Consider the following 17,456-nt stretch of genomic DNA (forward strand, 5'->3'; position numbering starts at 1 on the left):
CGAGGGCGGGACGTTCGACGACGACGTGCACCACGCGCCGACGTCGATGAGCCCGCACGACCTGAAAGCCGTGCACGAGGTCGTCACGGCGGGCGCGCTCGCGCAGGGCCTCACCAACAGCGTCATGCACGCCGAGGTCCGCTTCCACGACGGCAGGCCGTACCTGCTGGAGATCGCGGCCCGGGTCGGCGGCGGCGGACTGGACATGATCGCCCGCATCACCGCCGAACACGACCCGATCGCGGCCGTGGTCGACATCGCCGCCGGCCGACGGCCCGACGTCCGCCACTTCCGGCCCACCGGCACGCACATCGCCGCGATGTGCCTCATCTCCGACGCCGGCGTCGTACGCGAGGTGCGCGTGCCCGACGAGGTGTCCACCTCCGACCGCGTTTTCCTGCTCAAGATCACCGCACGACCGGGCGACGTCGTCAAACGCCCACCGGACGGCAACACCATCATCGGCTTCCTCGGCGCCACCGGCACCTCGGAAGCCGACGCCTTCGCCCTGATGAACGACTACGCAGCCAAGATCGAAGTCTCCTTCCGCTAGCTCTTTCCCGGGCTCCGGCACCACGTCACTCGTGGTGCCGGGCCTTGCCGAACTGCTCGAATCCGGCGGCAGCGCCAGTGCTGCGCGCTCGAACTGCGTGGGGAGCCACGAACGTGATCAACTACGACGGCAAGAGGTTCCGGCCGGTCGCCGACGGTGAGCCCGAGGAGAGCCGGGTCGCGGTCTACCACCAGAACGGCGACCTGCTGTGGGGCGAGTTCCTGGGTGGCCGGGCACGCCGCGGCGCGCTCACCGGGACCGCCGGGCCCGATGGCACGTTGGACTTCGCCTACTGCATGGTGCTCGACGACGGAGAGGTGGTCTCCGGACGCTGCCGCAGCACCCCGAACGTGCTGGACGACGGCCGGATCCGACTGGACGAGGTGTGGGAGCGCTTCGGCGCGCACGCGTCCGTCGGAGTGTCCGTGATCGAGGAAATCCCCACCCCGCACACCGGCTGGACGCCGGCCAGGAACGAGGCAGCGCCACATGACCGCACCTGAGGACACCCGCCCGTTGCTGCTGGTGGTCGCCACCGGCATGCGGACCTACCGCGAGTACTTGCTGCGCTCGATCAGCGCCGAGTACCGCGTCCACCTGTTCCTGAGCACCGCGCCCGAGTGGGAGAAGGAGTACGTCGCGGGCTGGACCGTCCTGCCCAACACCATGGACGGTCCGGCGATGGCCGGCGCCGCGACCGCGTTGGCCGAACGCGAGGCGATCGCGGGCGTGCTGTGCTGGGACGAGGCCCGCATCCACGCCGCCGCGTTCGTCGCGCAGGCCGTCGGCGCCCGCAACGGCGACCCGGCGGTGGTGTGGCGGCTGCGTGACAAGGGGCAGACCCGCGCCACGCTGGCTGCCGCCGGCGTGGCGCAACCCCGGTCCATCCCGGTGAAGACCGTGGACGACGCGGTGGCCGCCGCCGGGGTGGTCGGCTACCCGGCGATCCTCAAGCCGCGCGGCCTGGGCGCCAGCCTCGGCGTGATAAAGGTGGCGGACGAGGAGCAGTTGCGGGCGAACTTCGCGTTCACCCGGAACGCGGAAGGACCCGAGCCGGTCGTGTTCGACACCGACCAGCCGGTCCTGGTGGAGGAGTTCGTCTCCGGCGAGGAGATCAGCGTCGACTCGGTGGTGCGCGACGGCGAGGTGACCCCGCTGTTCATCGGCCGCAAGGTGATCGGTTACCCGCCCTACGCCGAGGAGGTCGGGCACTTCGTCGACGCCGCCGACCCGCTGCTCGGTGACCCCGCCCTGCTCAAGGCGTTGCAGTGGACGCACGAGGCGTTGGGCTTCACCGACGGCGTCACGCACTCGGAGTTCATGCTCACCGCGTCCGGTCCCAAGGTCATCGAGGTCAACGGCCGCCTCGGCGGCGACCTGATCCCGTACCTGGGTTCGCTCGCGACCGGCATCGACCCCGGTCTGGTCGCGGCGGCGGCGGCGACCGGCAGGCCCGTCGACCTGACGCCCACGCGTGCCGGAGTCGCCGGGATCCGGTTCTTCTACGTGGCCGAGGAGGACACGACGATCGGTTCCCTCGGGTTCGCCGAGGACGCGTTGCCCGACGGCATGGATCGGGTCGTCGTGGTGGCCGAGCCCGGGACCGTCGTCTCGCCGCCGCCCAAGGGCACGGTGTGGGGCCGCATCGCGTTCGCCATAGCCACCGGCGACTCGCGCGCCCAGGTCGCCGCCCGGTTGGCCGAGGCCGAAGCCGCGTTCGACGTCAAGCCCGCCTGAGATTCCCGCACACCCCCGAGAGATGTGAAGTGATGGCGACAGAAGACAGGTCGGCAGGTATCTGGAGCACGTTCGTCGAGTCGCCGGTGGCCGTGAAGGCGGTGCTGGGTGGCGTCTTCGTCAACAAGGTCGGTGGTTTCCTCAACATCTTCCTGGTGTTGTTCCTGACCGCGAAGGGCTATTCCGACGGGCAGGCGGCCACCGCGCTGGGCGTGTACGGCGTCGGCAGCGTGATCGGCGTGCTCATCGGCGGCGTGCTCGCCGACCGGCTCGGCGCGCGGAACTCGACGGTGGTCAGCATGGCGGGGTCCGCCGCGCTCGTCGCGGCGCTGCTCTACCTGCCCGGTTACCCGCTGCTGATGACCGCGGTCGCCTTGGTGGGCGCGGTCTCCCAGGTCTACCGGCCGGCGTCGGCGACGCTGCTGTCCGAGCTGACCGAGGACGACCGCCAGGTCATGATCTTCGCGATGTACCGCTTCGGCCTGAACCTCGGCACGACCGCCGCGCCGCTGATCGGGTTGGCCCTGTACCACTGGGGCGGCGACAGCTACCACCTGCTGTTCTGGGGCGAGGCGCTGATCGCGGTGACCTACGCGGTGTTGGCGCACCTCGTGCTGCCGTCCAGGGAGGAGGAGAAGCGCATCCGCTCCGGCGACACCGACGTCGCGGCCGCGACCGGCGGCTACGCCGACGTGTTCCGCGACCGCAGATACTTGGCGTTCCTGCTGATGGTGTTCATCAACGGCGTGGTGTACATGCAGTACTTGTCCACGCTGCCCCTGGACGTGCAGAAGTCCGGGGTGCCGATCTTCTGGTACACGTTCGCGGTCGCGCTCAACGGCGCGGTGGTGATCATGTTCGAGCTGCTGGTGACCAAGTGGACGCAGAACTTGCCCGCCAAGATCGTGGTGGTGACGAGCTTCGTGCTGCTTGGTTTGGGCGTGGCCGCCTACGGCCTGCCGCTGGGCCCGGCCGTGATCATCCTCGGCACGCTGCTGTGGACGCTGGCCGAGATCATCGGCGGACCGGTGGTGTTCTCGTACCCCGGTGTGATCGCCCCCTCGCACCTCAAGGGCAGGTACATCGGCAGCTTCCAGTTCGTCTTCGGACTCGGCACCGCGACCGGGCCGATCGTCGGCGGGTTCCTGTTCGTCCAAATCGGCCACGCCGTGTGGCCCGTGCTCGGCGTGCTGTCGCTCGTCGCGGCGGCGATCGGTTTCGTGGCCACGAAGCAGAAAATCCCCACCGACCAGCCGGTCCCCCAAACCTGACCGCTCGTGGCGGGACTCGGGCGGCGGGCCACCGTCCGGACCGTCACCGGCCCGCGTGGACACCCGGATGCCCGCGAGCACGGTTTGGGCCGCGCGGCCGGCTGCGCCCTGGGCGCGGATGATCGCCGAGGCGTCGCCGAGCAGCACCGCCGCGCCGGTCTGCTGCTCGGCGGTCAACTGCACCCGTCAGTTGCAGGTGTGGGACTGCGTCGGCGGCCCGAACCAGACGTGGAGCGTGCCGACCACCTGACCGCGACGGCTGGAACCGTCCGCAATTCTGCGTATGCGGTGCGATGGGTCCGGGGTTCGGTGGGCGTAATCGAGTACCGCCTCCTGGTGGACAGCGGTGTTTCAACGTGCTCGACCGGCAAGACGCGGGCGTGTTGGGAGGCGGTGCGCGGCCTGCCACCCGGTTGGCGGCTGTGGCACCCGATCAACCCCGAACGCGCCGAGGCGTGCCTGGCGGGACTGCCCTTCGTCGCGCCGCGGACGGTGATCTGGCTCAACGACGCCCATCACTGCTGATCCACCAGTCGGCCTTCCTCGAGGGCCACCGTAAGGCCCCGACCCCCAGCACCCGCCCGTCCGGCCGACCCGCGCGTCGCCGACGACCCCACCTTCAACGACTACAACTTCGACGAACTCACCGACCTCGGCTGGGAGTTCTGGGTCGCCCGCATCACGCCCGAGTCCTGGATGTGGGCCGAGTTCAACGACATCATGAACTTCGGCAAGCTCGGCGCCGACGCCGACTACGCCCAGTCCGTCGACGACAACTTCGACCCCGGCCGCTACCTCTACCGCGGCTCCGGCACGGCCCTCTCCCGCGCCGTCGGCGCCTCACCACAGGAGAAGGCGTACACCGATCAGCTCAAGGTTCAGGAGGATCTCTCCACGAACTTCCTCCTGGGACGCCAGCCAGCGCGCCCTCTCCATCGCGATCCACCAGTTCCACGGCCACACGATCGCGCTGAAGGACTACAAGGTCGAGGGCAACTCCTTCTCGGGCAAGCTCGTCTTCCACTCCTACGACCACTTCGGTCTCGACCCGGACGACGAGATCACGGAGTACGGCTTCATCGACTGGTTTACGCTCCAGCACTATGACCGGTTCGACGGGAAGCACCCCCCGGCGATCGCGCAGGCGGACGTCGAGATCCCCGTCAGCGGCACGTTCTGACCTCGCCGACCTGATGCCCCACAAGCGCTCGCCGGGCCGGGTCCTGGTCGTCACGCTGCTCGTCGTGACGGCCGGGTGCCTGGCCTGGTGGGTCGCCGTCCTCGCGGGCCTGGAGGCCCACTTCGGCAGCGGCCTCGACGAGCAGCGCTTCAACCGACTGCAGCAGGAGTACGACCGCCACGAGGACGCCTTCGCCCGCGCCGATGCCCGGATGCGGAAGCTGATCGCGGAACACCCCCGCGCCGAACGCATCGACTGGAGCCAGTACCGAACCTGCGTCCGCGAGCCCGGCCGCCCCTCCGACACGTGCACGACGACGCCCCCGAGCGACCAGGAGGTGTACGACGCCCTCAGGGGCGTCAGCGTGATCCTCTACCAGTCCAAGGACGAGGGCCGCATATTTTACCGCTTCTACCACGAGGATCCCCCGCGCTACACGATCATGAGCGCCCCCGAGGACACCGCGGAGGAGGCCGAGGAGTACGCGGACGCCCACGGCTTCCGCTCCACCCGCACCCTCGGGCCCGGCTGGACGATCCTCGGCCCGATCGACGATGTCGGCCGCGAGGGGGAACAGTTCCCGTAGGAGGAGCCCTCGGTACTGGTGGACTCGCGTAATCAGCTGTCGACGGTTCCCCGAGGAGTCCAGCCCGCTGACCTTCCGTGACCTCCTGGGGCGTATCGGCTCCATGTGCCGCCAGTCTCGTTGGGGAGCCGGGTGGTGGTCCCCGGGGATCGCCAGCATGGACTCGGCCCGCATGGAGCCGGCGGCGCCGACGGTGTCACCAGTGGCTCCTACCGGGGTGTGGACGGCAACGGCTGACCGGTTCGCGGGAACGCCCGTCCTCGGGATGGCGGGCGTTCCCGCGTCAGGTCAGAGGAAGTCGCCGCCGCGCGTCACGGCGCCGTAAGCGTCCACGATGCCGTGGCCGTAGAAGCCGTTGAACGTCGCGTCCCCGACGCAGGTCGCGGTGAACTCGGCCGGCCTGTCCACGTTCTCGTAGGACACCGTCCGCGGCTCCGGGCACGCCCTCGGCGTGGCCGTCTTGTACAGCACCTGCTCGACCTTGTCCGGCGACAGCGTCAGCGTGCCGGGGTGCGACCGGTCGTGCTTGCCGTACTGGCTGACCACCAGCGCGGCCACGCCCGAGGCGTGCGGAGCGGCCATCGAGGTGCCTTGGGCGTAGCGGTAGTAGCCGCAGGTGGAGCCGTCGCAGTACTTGGCCACGCCGGCCGCGAGGCCCGCCGGGGTGATGTTGCCGTCGGCGTCGATGTTGCCGGCGCCGAGCGCGACGTTGCGCGGGTAGGCGGAGCGGATCAGGTTCTCGTTCGTCCGGTACCAGTCGGTGCCCAGACCGTCGCGGAAGTAGCCGCCGGGAGCCGACAGGGCGGTCTGCTCGGTGCCGTAGTTCGAGTAGTCGGCCTTGAGCGTCGACGGGCCGAGCGCGGAGACCGAGATGACGTGGTCGCCCTCGGTCGGGAGGTTGAGGCACGTCGCGTTGTCGATCGGGCGGGGGTAGCTCGAGCGCGGCGGGTAGTTCGGGCTGGACTGGTCGGTCCGCGGGCTGCCGAGATCCTCGTGGTTGTTCCCGCCGGCGCCGATCAGTGTCACGCCCTTGCCGTGCGCGTAGTTCAACGCGCGCTGGATCGCGGCGATCGTGGTCCGCTGGGCGATCTGCGCCTCGGGGCTGTCGGCCGGGTTGGCCGTGCAGTTCATGTACCAAGGGTCGACGAAGAACGACATGTTGATCACATCGAGGCCGACGTCCGCGCCGTAGGTCAACGCGTCCACCACCGGTTGCAGGAAGAAGAAGCCGGAGTCCTGCCCGCCGCGGATGTTGACCAGCGACACGTTCGGCGCGACACCGGACACGCCGAAGCCGTTGGCCGCCGCGCCGATGGTGCCCGCGACGTGCGTGCCGTGGCCGCCGTCGTCGTGGTCGGCGGGGTCGACGCAACCGCGGAACTCACACGGCCCGTCCAGCACGCCGCCGGTGCTGTCGTTCGGGATGTCGATGGTGAAGTTCCGGGACAGCACCCGGTTGAAGTTGGGCGCGATGTCCGGGTGCGTGCCGTCGACCCCGGTGTCCAGCACGCCGACGTAGACACGCCGGTCACCGGCCTGCCGAACCCGGGCGATGTCCGACCGGACCAGGCGCAGGCCCCACAGGGCGTCGTCGAGGGGATCCAGACCGGTCGTGGCAGAGGGTGCGGCCTTGGGTGCGGCCTTGGGAGTGGCCACCTTCGCCGCCCCGACGTGCTCGCTCTCCACCTCGTGCCATTCCCGGGCGCTGCGGTTGCCGCTGCCCGGAAGCTGCCCGATCGGTGTCACCGGGGCGGCGCCGAACACCGCGTCGGAGGCGGTGACGCGCTGCACGAAGCCGGTGGCCGGTGCGCTCACGGTCAGCGTGCCGACCGCGGTGTTCTCCGCGGTCACCCGGCCACCCGCGGCCCGGATGGCGGCACGTGCCGCTTGACCGGTCGCGCCGACCTCCACCAGCACGGTGTAGTCGGCAGTCCCCTGCTGACCCAACGCCGGTTGGACGCCCGCCACAAGCATCGCCGCCGCACTCGCCGCCGCGAGCGCGGGGCGGATAAGTCTGTGAGGTCTCACGTTGTCTCCTCATGCCCGGATCGGATGGGTGGCGACACCCTGACACAGGAAACGGGCGGTGGTCAGGAGTCTTTCGTCGGAATCCGGTACCTGGGCGCAATACTGCGGAGTGTCGTGTTCTCGCAGGTTGCACCGCTCTGACCTCGGCCTTGTTCGTGGGGGTGATCGACGATCCGGCTGTTCGGGTCATTCGTGCTTCCGATTGCCGACGTCGGGGCGAACTCGTCACATGCCCTTCCGCGCACCGATCGCGTGGAATAGCGAGGGTTGATCACCGCTCGGCCACCGCGAGGCACGTCGCCCCACGCTCGCCGACCTCGACGGGCACCGCAGCGGCCCAGACCGGCACGGGATGACCTGGTGGACGGCGACCGGTCGACGGCCGTGGGCGCGTCCCGGACCGCGAGCCGGGGACGCGCCGACCGGTGTGGCGTCACGTGCAGGAGCGCGGCCCCAGATAGGTGCTGCCGTCGCCGTTGCCGCCCTCGGGGTCGAGGGCGTAGAGGTGGACCTGCGTGCCGGGCGTGCAGCCCGGCACGGCGAACCGGAAGCCGTGTACGCCGGTGATGCCGCCGAAGTAGGAGTTCACGTCCGGGCGGTTGGTGGAGGTGGGGAACTCCCCGAGGTAGGTGCCCACGCCCGCCGGACCGCCCCGGTAGGCGGCGACCGCCGAGGATGCCGCGGACAGGTCCGGGTCGAACGCCCAGCCCTCCACGGTGGACCCGGTGATGAGTTCGAAGTTGCCGCGTGGCGGGGACGTCCAGCGGTACACGCGGGTGTCGCCCGCGTTGATCGACTGGTTGACGAGCTGCGAGCAGTTGCGGCACGCCTCGACGTCATTGGGGTAGAGCGCCGTCTCGTAGACGCGCGGCATGGTCTGCGGCAACCGGAAGGTCTTCACGCCGGAGGTGCCGGCGTGCACCGCCAGCATGTTGCCGGTGGCCTCCACCGCGTCGCCGACGGGCGCGAAGTGGTGCACGCCCGCGTCTTCGCTGATCTTGCGCAGCGCGGCCAACGGGAGCCTGGGCGCGGCGGCGTACACGGACGTGTAGCTGCCGCCCGCGACCGGGATCGCCTTGCGCGCCAACGACGCCCCGCCCGCCTGGTACGTACCGAGGGTAGTTGCGGCCGGGTCGTTGACGGTGAACCACGGGGTGAGCGGGTAGTCCGGACCACCGCTCTGGCCCGCGAACGAGTAGTTCTGGGCCAACAAGGGCGTCCCGGAGCCCTTGGCGACGGTGATGCCGGTGAGCGCGGCCATCGACGCGGTCGAGGCGGCCTGGTCGTCCTGCACGTAGCCGGCGGCGTACAAGCTCAACACGGTGCGGCCGGGCGTCTTGAGCTTGGTGTTGATCGCCGAACGCACCGCGGAGGGCACTACGTAGGCGTTGGGCAGGACGGCGAGCTTGATCGCGCTGAGGTCCAGGTTGCCCTTGGTGAGGTCACTGAGCAGGTAGTGCCGGACCGGCGTGCCGATCCGTGCCAAGTCCTCCGCCAGGTTGGGCAGCTGGTCGACGGCGAACCCGTAGGTGGCCTCACCCGCCGGCGTCAGGGCTGCCTGGTAGTTCGGCGAGAGGTCGTCCACGAACACCGCGACCTGGGGCTGGTAGGCGTTCGCGCCCGCGAGCTGGATCTTGTCGACGGCCTTGAACACCGACTGGAGGTTGGCCCACAGGGCTTCGGAGTCGCCCGCGCGGTCAGTCCGCCCGAACCAGCCCTCGCCGCGCAGGTCGAGGAAGCTTGGCCTTGCCGAGCAGGCGGCTGATCGCCTGGACGTTGCGCGACGACTGGTACTGGTTGTACTTGGCCGCACGCAACGAGTTCAGGTCCGCCGGGTCCATGATCGCGCCCCGTGCCGAGGGTCGGCAGCGACTGGCTGGGCACGGCGTTGTTGCGCTCGGTGGGCGTCGCGGCCCGGCAGCCGGTGGCCAGGCTCGGCGGGAGGCCGCTCCACGAGCAGAACCCGGCCGTCGAACTGGTGGAGTAGTCGTCCAGGTAGAAGTAGTGGCAATCCGGGCCCTGCATCTCCGGCACCGGGATCGGGTCTATCTCGCAATCGGCTCTGGCGCACTTTCGGTGGTGTCACCCGAGGAGGATGCGGTGGTGGACAAGGTCGAAGCTGGCTCTTCCGTACACCTGGCGCTTGATCAGCTCGTCTTGGTGTTCACGCCTTCGGTGCGTCCGTGGTGGTGATCGAGGAGCCAGGCCTGGTTGATCACGAACACGCCGGACAGGCAATCCTGCGGCCCGCTTCGGGCCACTGGCGGCAGTTCGGCGTCGCCAACTCCCACCACCGCAACCACACCCTCCGGACTCGCGCCCTGCGGGCCTACCTGTGCTGGCGCGACACCGACACCCGCCATCCGGATATTTTCGTGGGCAGCGCCGCAAGGGAGCCCGCATCCGCAGCGAGAAGTGCCTGCGCCGGGGCGGAGGACCGGCGAAATCGCGTGACCCTGGCAAGGTACTGGCGACACTGACGCCATGACCGGTTCCGCGCTGCCTCAACTGCTTCGACCGCGTGCCCTGAGGCCTGGAGCCCTCGTTGTCATCGCATCGCTGAGGCTTCGACGATGCGGAAGTCGCGCTCGAAGCCGTCGGGGAGTTCGGCCAGCGCCTCCTGGTAGGCCGCACTCTCGTACGCGGCGACGGCCTGTTCGAAGCTGTCGAACTCGATCAGGACAACGCGCTCGGCGATTCCGGCTTCGTGTGCGACAACCCGGCTGCCGACGCCGGCGAGCACCCGCCCGCCTGCGGCCTTGACTGCCACACCGGCCAGTTCGTTGTAGACACCAAGCCTCTCGGGGGCATCGATGGTGGGGTAGACGCTGACCCAGTAGCCCGTGGGCATGGAACCTCCAGTGTTGGGATGAGTGCTTCGGATTTCGAAGCACTGCCGAGGTGTGCGAAACTACCGATTCGAAATCCGAAGCACAAGAGTTGACGGAGAGTCATGAACGCGTCGCCGACGCCCATGCCGGGCCGGCCGGTCCGTGGTTCCACCACGGGACGATCGTTGATGGCGGCACTGGACCTGTTCGGGCGCCGCTGGACTCTGCGCATCATCTGGGAGCTGGGGAACGAGCCGCTCGGCTTCCGGCTCCTGCAGCGGCGCTGCGACGGCATGTCGTCAAGCGTCCTGCAGCAACGGCTCACAGAGCTCCAAGAGGCTCGGCTCGCCGAGGTGCTGAGCGACGGCAACTACACCCTCACCCCGCTCGGCCACGACGCCCGCGAGTCCCTCGGTCCGGTCATCGAGTGGTCGCGGCGGTGGGCTGCCGAGCTTGCCGACGCCCCGCCCGCTGCCGCCGAGGGTGCCGACGACGGCCGGCACAACCGGTCCTGACAGCGGTCCGCGCGCCGAGATCACCGTCTTCGACCGCGGCGCTTTGGCCTCGGCCACCATCGCCGACGCGGCGGCCTGCTCCGGCGACGAGCGGTGGTGGCGTAGCCGTGTCGGTTAGAGCCGTGTCGCGGTGCGGACCAGCTTGGCAACGGCTTTGGATTTACTGTGTGGTGGCCAGGCGATGACGGTCGTGACGGTTGGTGCGTCTGGCATGGGCACGATGGCGTGATCGTCGCTTAGCTGGTTTCGCAGCGACTCGGGAACGACCGCGCAGGCCAACCCGAGCGCGATCAGTTGGAACAGTTGGGTGTGGTCGCGCACCTGCGGGCCGGGGCCGTCCGGATAGCTGCCATCCCGTCCGGGCCAGCGGGGCAGGGGCAGGTCCGTCAGGGCGTTGACCTCGGCCAACGACACATTCGCCCGGTTGGCGAGGGGATGACCCGCGGGCAGGACCGCGACCTGCTGCTCGGTGTGCAGATCTTCGGAGTCGAATCCGGCTGTCGTGTCGTAAGGCCGGTGGAGCAGTGCAACGTCGGCGCGCCCCTTGTGCAGCAGATTCTCCGGCTCGCCGGGCCCGCACAGCATCACCTCGACGGCCACGGCGCCCGGTTCAGCGGCGTAGGCGTCCAGCAGCTTCGACAACAGTTCCCTGGACGCTCCGGCCTTGGCGGCCAGCACCACACCGGGCTGGTCGGCAGCGGCGCGGCGGGTGCGACGCTCGGCGGCTTCGACCGCGTCGAGCGCGGTCCGGGCCTCCCTCAGCAGCACCGACCCGGCGTCGGTCAAAGCGATGGCGCGAGCGGTGCGGTGCAGCAGAACGACTCCGAGCCGCCGTTCGAGCTGCTGGATCGCCCGCGACAGCGGTGGTTGCGCCATCGTGAGCCGTTGTGCCGCCCGGCCGAAGTGCAACTCCTCGGCGACGGCGACGAAGTATCGCAACTCCCGCGTCTCCACCAGCTCATCGTATCCGGCGCTGACCACGACCAATACCCTCGCGGTATCGCTGCCCACCCGGCCGGTCTTGGACGCCGCAGCCTGAGTCGCAGCAGGATCGGCGGTGTGAGTGAACAGACGATCGCGCTGGTGACGGGCGCGAACAAGGGGATCGGTTACGAGATCGCCGCGGGCCTGGGCGCCCTCGGCTGGCGAATCGGTGTGGGCGCGCGGGATCGACATCGCCGCGACACCGCGGTGGAGAAGCTGCGCGCGGCCGGGACGGACGCGTTCGGTGTGCCGCTCGACGTGACAGACGACGCGAGTGTGGCCGCTGCGGCCGAGTTGATCGCCGGTCACGCCGGAGGGCTCGACGTCCTGGTCAACAACGCCGCGATCGCCGGCGGCGCGCCGCAGACACCCACCACGGTCGATCCTGCGACCGTGCGAATCGTCGTGGAAACCAACGTGATCGGGGCCATCCGGGTCACCAACGCGATGCTGCCGATGCTGCGCGCCTCGGCCTCACCGCGAATCGTCAACATGTCCAGCACCGTCGGCTCACTCGCCCTGCAAACCACACCCGGCATCGACATGGGCCCTGTTCCCTCCGCCTACCTGGCCTCGAAAACCTTCCTCAACGCCCTCACCATCCAATACGCCAAGGAGTTGGGCGACACCAACATCCTTGTCAACTCCGGCTGCCCCGGTTTCACCGCCACCGACCTCAACGGCTTCCGAGGCCTCCGCACACCACAGCAGGGGGCGGCCATCGCGATTCACCTCGCGACCTTGCCCGACGACGGACCGACCGGCGAATTCTTCGACGACGCCGGAACAGTGCCCTGGTGAACCGCACCGGCGGGCGGTGGATCGTGGACCCGATCCGGGATCGGGTGCAGCCCGCTACCGTTGGCAACGCGCAGGGGCCGCGGTCGGCGGCGTAGTGCTGCTTGTCGATGTCGACCGACCGCTCGTCGGTCCAAGCCGCGGTGCGGGGTTGGTTTCCGGTGAGAACGGTGATCGTGGCCGCGTCGGCGTCGGGGATGGCGCGGGCGGCTGTGGCCGTGACGCGCTCCAGGACTTCGTCGAGCGGTTCCTCGGCGCCCGCATGGTCTGGTCGACCGGAGTGTTGCCGGGGCGCTGGTCGGACAGCGTCTCGCGCACCGGAAGGGCCTGTGCCTGGTTGGCCAGCGCGTCGGCGAGATCGGCGGTCAACCGCCGGGTCTGCTGCACGGCGCACCTGAGCGAGTCAGCGGGCCACGGAACTCGCTGCAGCCAGTCGGCAGCCCGATGCAACCCTTTGCACCCTGACCACAGAACGTCGTGCACGAGTTGGGCACACATCCTTATTCACCTCCCCTCGGTTCCACGCTCGGAGTCCGGTTCCGGTTCTCAGTGGGCTGACGGTGCGGTGAGGGCGAGTCGGGTCAGCAGGCCCATCTGGCGGTACAGGTAACGCGGTGGGCGCAAAGATCGCATCAAGACCTGACGTCTCTGGTCGACATGGCTGAACAACTGTTCAATCATCTGCACATGCGTTCAGTGACCGACTTGACCGCCCGAGCACGTATTCGCGACGCCGCGCTCGTCCGCTTCGGTGACGACGGCGTTGCGGGCGCCTCGATGCGGGCGATCGCCGCCGACGCGGGGGTGTCGCCGGCGCTGGTGGTGCACCACTTCGGTTCGAAGGAAGGGCTGCGGCAGGCCTGCGACGACTACGTGCTGGCCGCGATGGGAGCCGGTGACGACCTCGACCTGGCGGCCCTGGCCGACCTGCTCGCCGCGGCCGCCCCGACTCGCCGCTACCTGGCCAGGGCGTTGCTGGACGGCACCGACGCCGCGTCGTCGTTGTTCACCCGGATCGTCGATCTCACGCAACGGTGGCTGGCCGACGGCGAGAAGGCCGGCCAGGTGCGTCCTACCGACGATGAGCGGGCACGCGCCGCGGTCTACGTGTCGTGGCAGCTCGCGCCGCTGGTGCTCGGTGAGCAGGTCGGTCGACTGCTGGGCGGTGACCCGGCCGAGACCGCGACCGCCACCAGGGCGGCCCGCGCGGGCCTGGAGATGCTCACCAAGGGCCTGTTCGTCGACGAGCGCTGGCTGACGGCGTTCACCCAGCTGGACGGGGGCGCGCGATGAGGGCGCTGCTGGTCACGCACGGCACTCGCGGGGATGTGCAACCGATGCTGGCGCTGGCCGTCGCGTTGCGCCACGCCGGGCACGAGGCGTTGTTGGCCGCGCCCGCGTCGTTCGCCGCGACAGCCGCCGAGCACGACGTCGAGTTCGCGGCCTTGGACGAGGGTCCCAACCGGCTCATGGACGACCCGGTGGTCAAGCAGGCGATCGACGGCGGCTACCGGGGCGTGCGCGGCAAGATCACCGCCCTGCGCACCGCCCGCCGCATCAAACCGTTGATGGCGCGGGTGCTGCACGACCTGGGCGGCATCGCCCGCCGCTCGCGTGCCGACGTGGTCGTGCACACCCCGTCGGTGCCCGCCCAGCACGTCGCCGAAATGCTCGACGTGCCCTCCGCCGTGGCGGCCTTCCAACCAGGCTGGGTGCCGACCAGCCTGTTCCCCTGCCCGATGGTGCCGCTGCCACGCATGCCCAAGTCGCTGAACCGGGCCACCTACCTGACCGTCTCCGCGACTCTGCGCGCCTTCGCCGGCATCGCCGACCGCTGGCGGGTCGAGGAGCTGAGTCTGCCACGTCGCCGCAACGGCCACGACCTGCTGCACGACTCCGACCGGGGTCTCCGGCTGGTGCTGCAGGCGTTCAGCCGGCACGTCACGCCGGTCGACCCCGGCTGGCCTCAGCAGGTGCGCACCACGGGCTTCTGGTACCTGCCCAGCCGACCCTGGACACCACCCAGGACATTGGAGCGGTTCCTGGCCGACGGACCTCCGCCGGTCTACATCGGCTTCGGCAGCATGGCCGGCCGCGACGCCGAGCGCACCGGCCACACCGTGGCCGACGCCGTGCGCCGAGCCGGCGTCCGCGCCGTGCTGGCCACCGGCTGGGGCGGCATCAGCGCCACCGGTTCGACCGACGTGCACGTCATCGACCAGGCGCCGCACGACCACTTGTTCCCGCGCATGGCCGCCGTGGTGCACCACGGCGGAGGAGGCACCACCGGTGCCGCGCTGGCTGCCGGCGTGCCTCAGGTGGTGTGCCCGTTCGTCGCCGACCAACCCCACTGGGCACAACGAGTGCACGCCCTCGGCGTCGCCCCGGCTCCAGTGCGGCAGCAGCGGCTCACCGCCGACGCGCTCGCCACCGCCCTGACCGCCGCCGTGCGCGAACCGGAGATCCGGCGCCGTGCCACGGAGATCGGTGACCTCGTGCGTGCCGAGAACGGGGTGGGCGACGCCGTCACCGCACTGGAAGCCCTCGTCCACTAGTGTCCTGCGCCAGGAATTCGATCAAGACATGAGGCGAGGCGGTCGAGGGATCTCGTCCGCCTCCTTGGTCCAGACGAAGGGCTTGGGATCATCCTCGTTCCATGCCTTGATCCAGTCGCGGATGTCGTTCTCCGGGGCGCGCAGGGCTTGTGCGTTGCCGCGAACGGTCACGTGGGGTGAGGGCGGTCTGGGTGGTTTCAGCCGCCGACGTGGATGCCGGGGCGGCGGTCGGGGTCGGGTTCGCTGGTGCGGATGATCTCGCGGACGACGGGGGCGGTGTCGCCTCGACCGAGGATCAGATAGCGGAGGAGGTGACCGAGGGGGTTGCCTTCGCTCCACGCGAAGTGGCAGTGCGGGCGCACACCGGTGGCGTCACGCAGCGCCAAGAGGATCGCGGCGACGGCGTTGGGTGCGGCGGGGCTCTCGGCGCGCAGGACGCGGTGTCCCTCGACTTCGACGCCGCGGACCTTGAGCACGTCGCTGAAGTCCGAGGGGTCGATCACGTCGATCTCCAGGAACAGCACGTCGGCCGCGCCGGGCACCGGGTTGGCGAGGCGTTGTTCGGTTTCCTTCGCCCGGTACTCGGCCGCGTCGCCTGCCTGACGGCGGTTGGCGATGAGGGTCAGGGCGTTGTCGTGGGCGATGGAGTCGGTGATGAACCGGCGGGCGGGTTCGTCGAACTCGATGTGTTCCGCGCGCAGTTCGGTGGTGCGGCTGACCCGTGAGATCAGGGAGATCGCGATGATGCCCAGGATGAAGAAGAACGAGATGGTGATGCCGTCGGGCTTCTCGATCACGTTCTCCACCAACGCGTAGAGCATGATCAGGGTGAGGATCGTGAACGCGATCGCGGAGCGACGCTGCCGACGACGTGCCGCGGAGATGGTCACCGCGACGGAGGCGGACACCATCATCGCGAGGATGCCGGTGGCGTAGGCGCCTGCCTGGGCGTTGACGTCGGCGTTGAAGACGATGGTGACCAGGATGCAGATGGCGGTGTAGACGAGGACGACCGGGCGGATGGCGCGGGTCCAGTCGGGCGCCATGCCGTAGGCGGGCAGGTAGCGGGGCACGATGTTGATCAGTCCGGCCATGGCGGAGGCGCCGGCGAACCACAGGATCAGGATGCTGCTGATGTCGTAGGCGGTGCCGACCCACTCGCCGAGCAGTTCGTGCGCCAGGTAGGCCAGGGCGCGGCCGTTGGCCTCGCCACCGGGCTGGAACTCGTCCACGGGCACCAGGACGGTGGTGACGAAGCTGGTCGCCAGCAGGTAGACCGACATGATCACCGCGGCGGCGGTGAGCAGCTTGCGGGTGTTGCGGATCCGGTTGTCCAGCCGCTCCTGCTCGGTCCGTCCGTCGGCGGCGACCAAGGGCATCATGCTGACACCGGTCTCGAAACCCGACAGGCCCAGCACCAGCAGCGGGAACGCCAGGATCGCCGGGCCGATCACACCGCCGATCCCGCCGCCGCCGGACGTCAGCGCGTCCACCCAGCGGTCGAGCGCGACCGGTTCGGCCAGCACCTCGACCACCCCGGCGACCACGACCACCGCGTTGAGCAGCAGGAACACCGCGACCAGCGGGATCGCCACGCCGACCGCCTCGCTGAACCCGAGCAGGAACACCCCGCCGAGGATCAGCAGCAGCACGACGGTGACCAGGACTTCCTGTCCGTGCAGGAAGTCGGGCACGCGGGGGTTCTCCAACGCGTGCACGGAGGCGTCGGCGGCGGACAGGGTGATCGTGATGATCCACGACGTGGCCACGAACCCCAGCAGGACCAGCACGAACAGCTTGCCCCGCCAGAACGGCAGCAGGTTTTCCAACATCGCCACCGACCCCTGGCCGCGCGGGCTCTCCTTCGCCACCCGGCGGTACATCGGCAACATGCCCAACAGCGTCAACGCCACGATCAGCAACGTCGCCAACGGCGAGATCGCCCCGGCCGCCAAGGCCGCGATACCGGGCAAGTAGGACAGCGTGGAGAAGTAGTCCACACCGGTGAGGCACATGACCTTCCACCACGTGTGCGGCTTGGCGTGCTGCTCGGTGCTCTCCGGGCCGACCACGGGTTGCACGCGGTGCTCCAACAGCCAACGCCCGAACGTGCTCGACGGCGCGGGCCGCCGGACGGGGCTGTCCACGCGTGTCGGTACAGCGGGCTTTGGTGTGTCGGTCATGCCGTATTCCCCTGTCGTGGTGGTGTTGCGCCGTACAGCATGCAGGACCGTTCTGCGCGATTTACAGCGACCGTCACTCCGGACGAGTGTTGATGAATACCCATTTGAATCGCATCAGGATTCGTACTGTGGCCGTCAAGATTTCGTAAAGACGGCCGGGCTGGTCCGATGAGGCCACATGGCCGCCGTCACGGCGGGCGTAAGGATCGTGTCAATGACGTGCTCGCGTGCGTCA

The 17,456-nt window shown here is 69.6% G+C and carries 20 protein-coding genes and 1 pseudogene; 13 read left to right on the plus strand and 8 right to left on the minus strand.

Features of this window, described 5'->3' with window-relative positions:
• The 8 genes and pseudogenes from ADK67_RS52960 to ADK67_RS37045 all read left to right on the plus strand — a co-directional run.
• Nucleotides 1-553 (plus strand): annotated as a pseudogene (locus ADK67_RS52960) (ATP-grasp domain-containing protein); the annotation flags it as partial.
• Between the two features lie 113 nt (nt 554-666).
• Nucleotides 667-1,056, plus strand: coding sequence for a hypothetical protein (locus ADK67_RS37030; protein ID WP_053721232.1), 390 nt, complete (start codon nt 667-669; stop codon nt 1,054-1,056).
• A complete protein-coding gene (locus tag ADK67_RS37035) occupies nt 1,043-2,290 on the plus strand; it encodes an ATP-grasp domain-containing protein (protein WP_053721233.1) in 1,248 nt (415 codons plus the stop codon). The genes ADK67_RS37030 and ADK67_RS37035 overlap by 14 nt, the downstream gene beginning before the upstream one ends.
• 32 nt (nt 2,291-2,322) lie before the next feature.
• Entirely contained in the window at nt 2,323-3,561 is a 1,239-nt protein-coding gene (locus tag ADK67_RS37040; RefSeq protein ID WP_053721234.1) for an MFS transporter, read from the plus strand.
• 67 nt (nt 3,562-3,628) lie between these two features.
• Complete coding sequence (locus tag ADK67_RS51580) at nt 3,629-3,811, plus strand: hypothetical protein (protein WP_157621255.1); 183 nt, start codon at nt 3,629-3,631, stop codon at nt 3,809-3,811.
• 59 nt (nt 3,812-3,870) lie between these two features.
• Nucleotides 3,871-4,086, plus strand: a complete 216-nt coding sequence (locus ADK67_RS51585) for a hypothetical protein (protein ID WP_157621258.1) — start codon at nt 3,871-3,873, stop codon at nt 4,084-4,086.
• 415 nt (nt 4,087-4,501) lie between these two features.
• Complete coding sequence (locus ADK67_RS55500) at nt 4,502-4,741, plus strand: DUF3289 family protein (RefSeq protein WP_442974224.1); 240 nt, start codon at nt 4,502-4,504, stop codon at nt 4,739-4,741.
• Nucleotides 4,742-4,754: 13 nt separating this feature from the next.
• On the plus strand, nt 4,755-5,327 hold the full coding sequence (locus ADK67_RS37045) for a hypothetical protein (protein ID WP_231648537.1): 573 nt from the start codon (nt 4,755-4,757) through the stop codon (nt 5,325-5,327).
• A gap of 288 nt (nt 5,328-5,615) precedes the next feature.
• Here ADK67_RS37045 and ADK67_RS37050 read toward each other — a convergent pair whose 3' ends face one another.
• The 3 genes from ADK67_RS37050 to ADK67_RS51590 all read right to left on the minus strand — a co-directional run bounded on the left by ADK67_RS37050 (nt 5,616) and on the right by ADK67_RS51590 (nt 9,196).
• Entirely contained in the window at nt 5,616-7,301 is a 1,686-nt protein-coding gene (locus tag ADK67_RS37050) for a S8 family serine peptidase (RefSeq protein WP_082404379.1), read from the minus strand.
• A gap of 487 nt (nt 7,302-7,788) precedes the next feature.
• Entirely contained in the window at nt 7,789-9,009 is a 1,221-nt protein-coding gene (locus ADK67_RS37055) for a hypothetical protein (protein WP_053721237.1), read from the minus strand.
• 43 nt (nt 9,010-9,052) lie between these two features.
• Entirely contained in the window at nt 9,053-9,196 is a 144-nt protein-coding gene (locus ADK67_RS51590; protein ID WP_157621261.1) for a hypothetical protein, read from the minus strand.
• A gap of 11 nt (nt 9,197-9,207) precedes the next feature.
• On the opposite strand from ADK67_RS51590, the gene ADK67_RS54875 reads away from it, so the two are divergent.
• On the plus strand, nt 9,208-9,342 hold the full coding sequence (locus tag ADK67_RS54875) for a hypothetical protein (RefSeq protein WP_269436121.1): 135 nt from the start codon (nt 9,208-9,210) through the stop codon (nt 9,340-9,342).
• Between the two features lie 160 nt (nt 9,343-9,502).
• Here ADK67_RS54875 and ADK67_RS51595 read toward each other — a convergent pair whose 3' ends face one another.
• Both ADK67_RS51595 and ADK67_RS37060 read right to left on the minus strand, forming a co-directional pair.
• A complete protein-coding gene (locus ADK67_RS51595; RefSeq protein WP_157621264.1) occupies nt 9,503-9,718 on the minus strand; it encodes a hypothetical protein in 216 nt (71 codons plus the stop codon).
• Between the two features lie 185 nt (nt 9,719-9,903).
• Nucleotides 9,904-10,206, minus strand: coding sequence for a DUF1330 domain-containing protein (locus tag ADK67_RS37060; protein WP_053721238.1), 303 nt, complete (start codon nt 10,204-10,206; stop codon nt 9,904-9,906).
• A 168-nt stretch (nt 10,207-10,374) separates the two neighbouring features.
• On the opposite strand from ADK67_RS37060, the gene ADK67_RS37065 reads away from it, so the two are divergent.
• Entirely contained in the window at nt 10,375-10,701 is a 327-nt protein-coding gene (locus ADK67_RS37065) for a winged helix-turn-helix transcriptional regulator (RefSeq protein WP_157621267.1), read from the plus strand.
• 114 nt (nt 10,702-10,815) lie between these two features.
• On the opposite strand, the gene ADK67_RS37070 is transcribed toward ADK67_RS37065, so the two are convergent.
• A complete protein-coding gene (locus ADK67_RS37070) occupies nt 10,816-11,655 on the minus strand; it encodes a LysR family transcriptional regulator (protein ID WP_053721264.1) in 840 nt (279 codons plus the stop codon).
• A gap of 105 nt (nt 11,656-11,760) precedes the next feature.
• Here ADK67_RS37070 and ADK67_RS37075 point away from each other — a divergent pair, with 105 nt between their 5' ends.
• The 3 genes from ADK67_RS37075 to ADK67_RS37085 all read left to right on the plus strand — a co-directional run bounded on the left by ADK67_RS37075 (nt 11,761) and on the right by ADK67_RS37085 (nt 15,038).
• Nucleotides 11,761-12,486, plus strand: a complete 726-nt coding sequence (locus tag ADK67_RS37075) for an SDR family oxidoreductase (RefSeq protein WP_053721240.1) — start codon at nt 11,761-11,763, stop codon at nt 12,484-12,486.
• Between the two features lie 684 nt (nt 12,487-13,170).
• Nucleotides 13,171-13,776, plus strand: a complete 606-nt coding sequence (locus ADK67_RS37080) for a TetR/AcrR family transcriptional regulator (RefSeq protein ID WP_053721241.1) — start codon at nt 13,171-13,173, stop codon at nt 13,774-13,776.
• Nucleotides 13,773-15,038, plus strand: coding sequence for a glycosyltransferase (locus ADK67_RS37085; RefSeq protein WP_082404381.1), 1,266 nt, complete (start codon nt 13,773-13,775; stop codon nt 15,036-15,038). Before ADK67_RS37080 ends, ADK67_RS37085 begins: the two co-directional genes overlap by 4 nt.
• 21 nt (nt 15,039-15,059) lie before the next feature.
• Here the strand turns inward: ADK67_RS37085 and ADK67_RS51600 are convergent, their stop codons facing one another.
• Both ADK67_RS51600 and ADK67_RS37090 read right to left on the minus strand, forming a co-directional pair.
• Nucleotides 15,060-15,209 carry a hypothetical protein gene (locus ADK67_RS51600; protein ID WP_197289797.1) on the minus strand — a complete coding sequence of 50 codons (150 nt, stop codon included), beginning with the start codon at nt 15,207-15,209 and terminating at the stop codon, nt 15,060-15,062.
• 26 nt (nt 15,210-15,235) lie between these two features.
• Nucleotides 15,236-17,221: a hypothetical protein gene (locus ADK67_RS37090; RefSeq protein ID WP_053721242.1), complete on the minus strand. Its 1,986-nt coding sequence runs from the start codon at nt 17,219-17,221 to the stop codon at nt 15,236-15,238.
• Nucleotides 17,222-17,456: the final 235 nt, after the last annotated feature.

Origin of the sequence: Saccharothrix sp. NRRL B-16348 (genome assembly GCF_001280085.1) — a bacterium.
GTDB lineage: Bacteria > Actinomycetota > Actinomycetes > Mycobacteriales > Pseudonocardiaceae > Actinosynnema.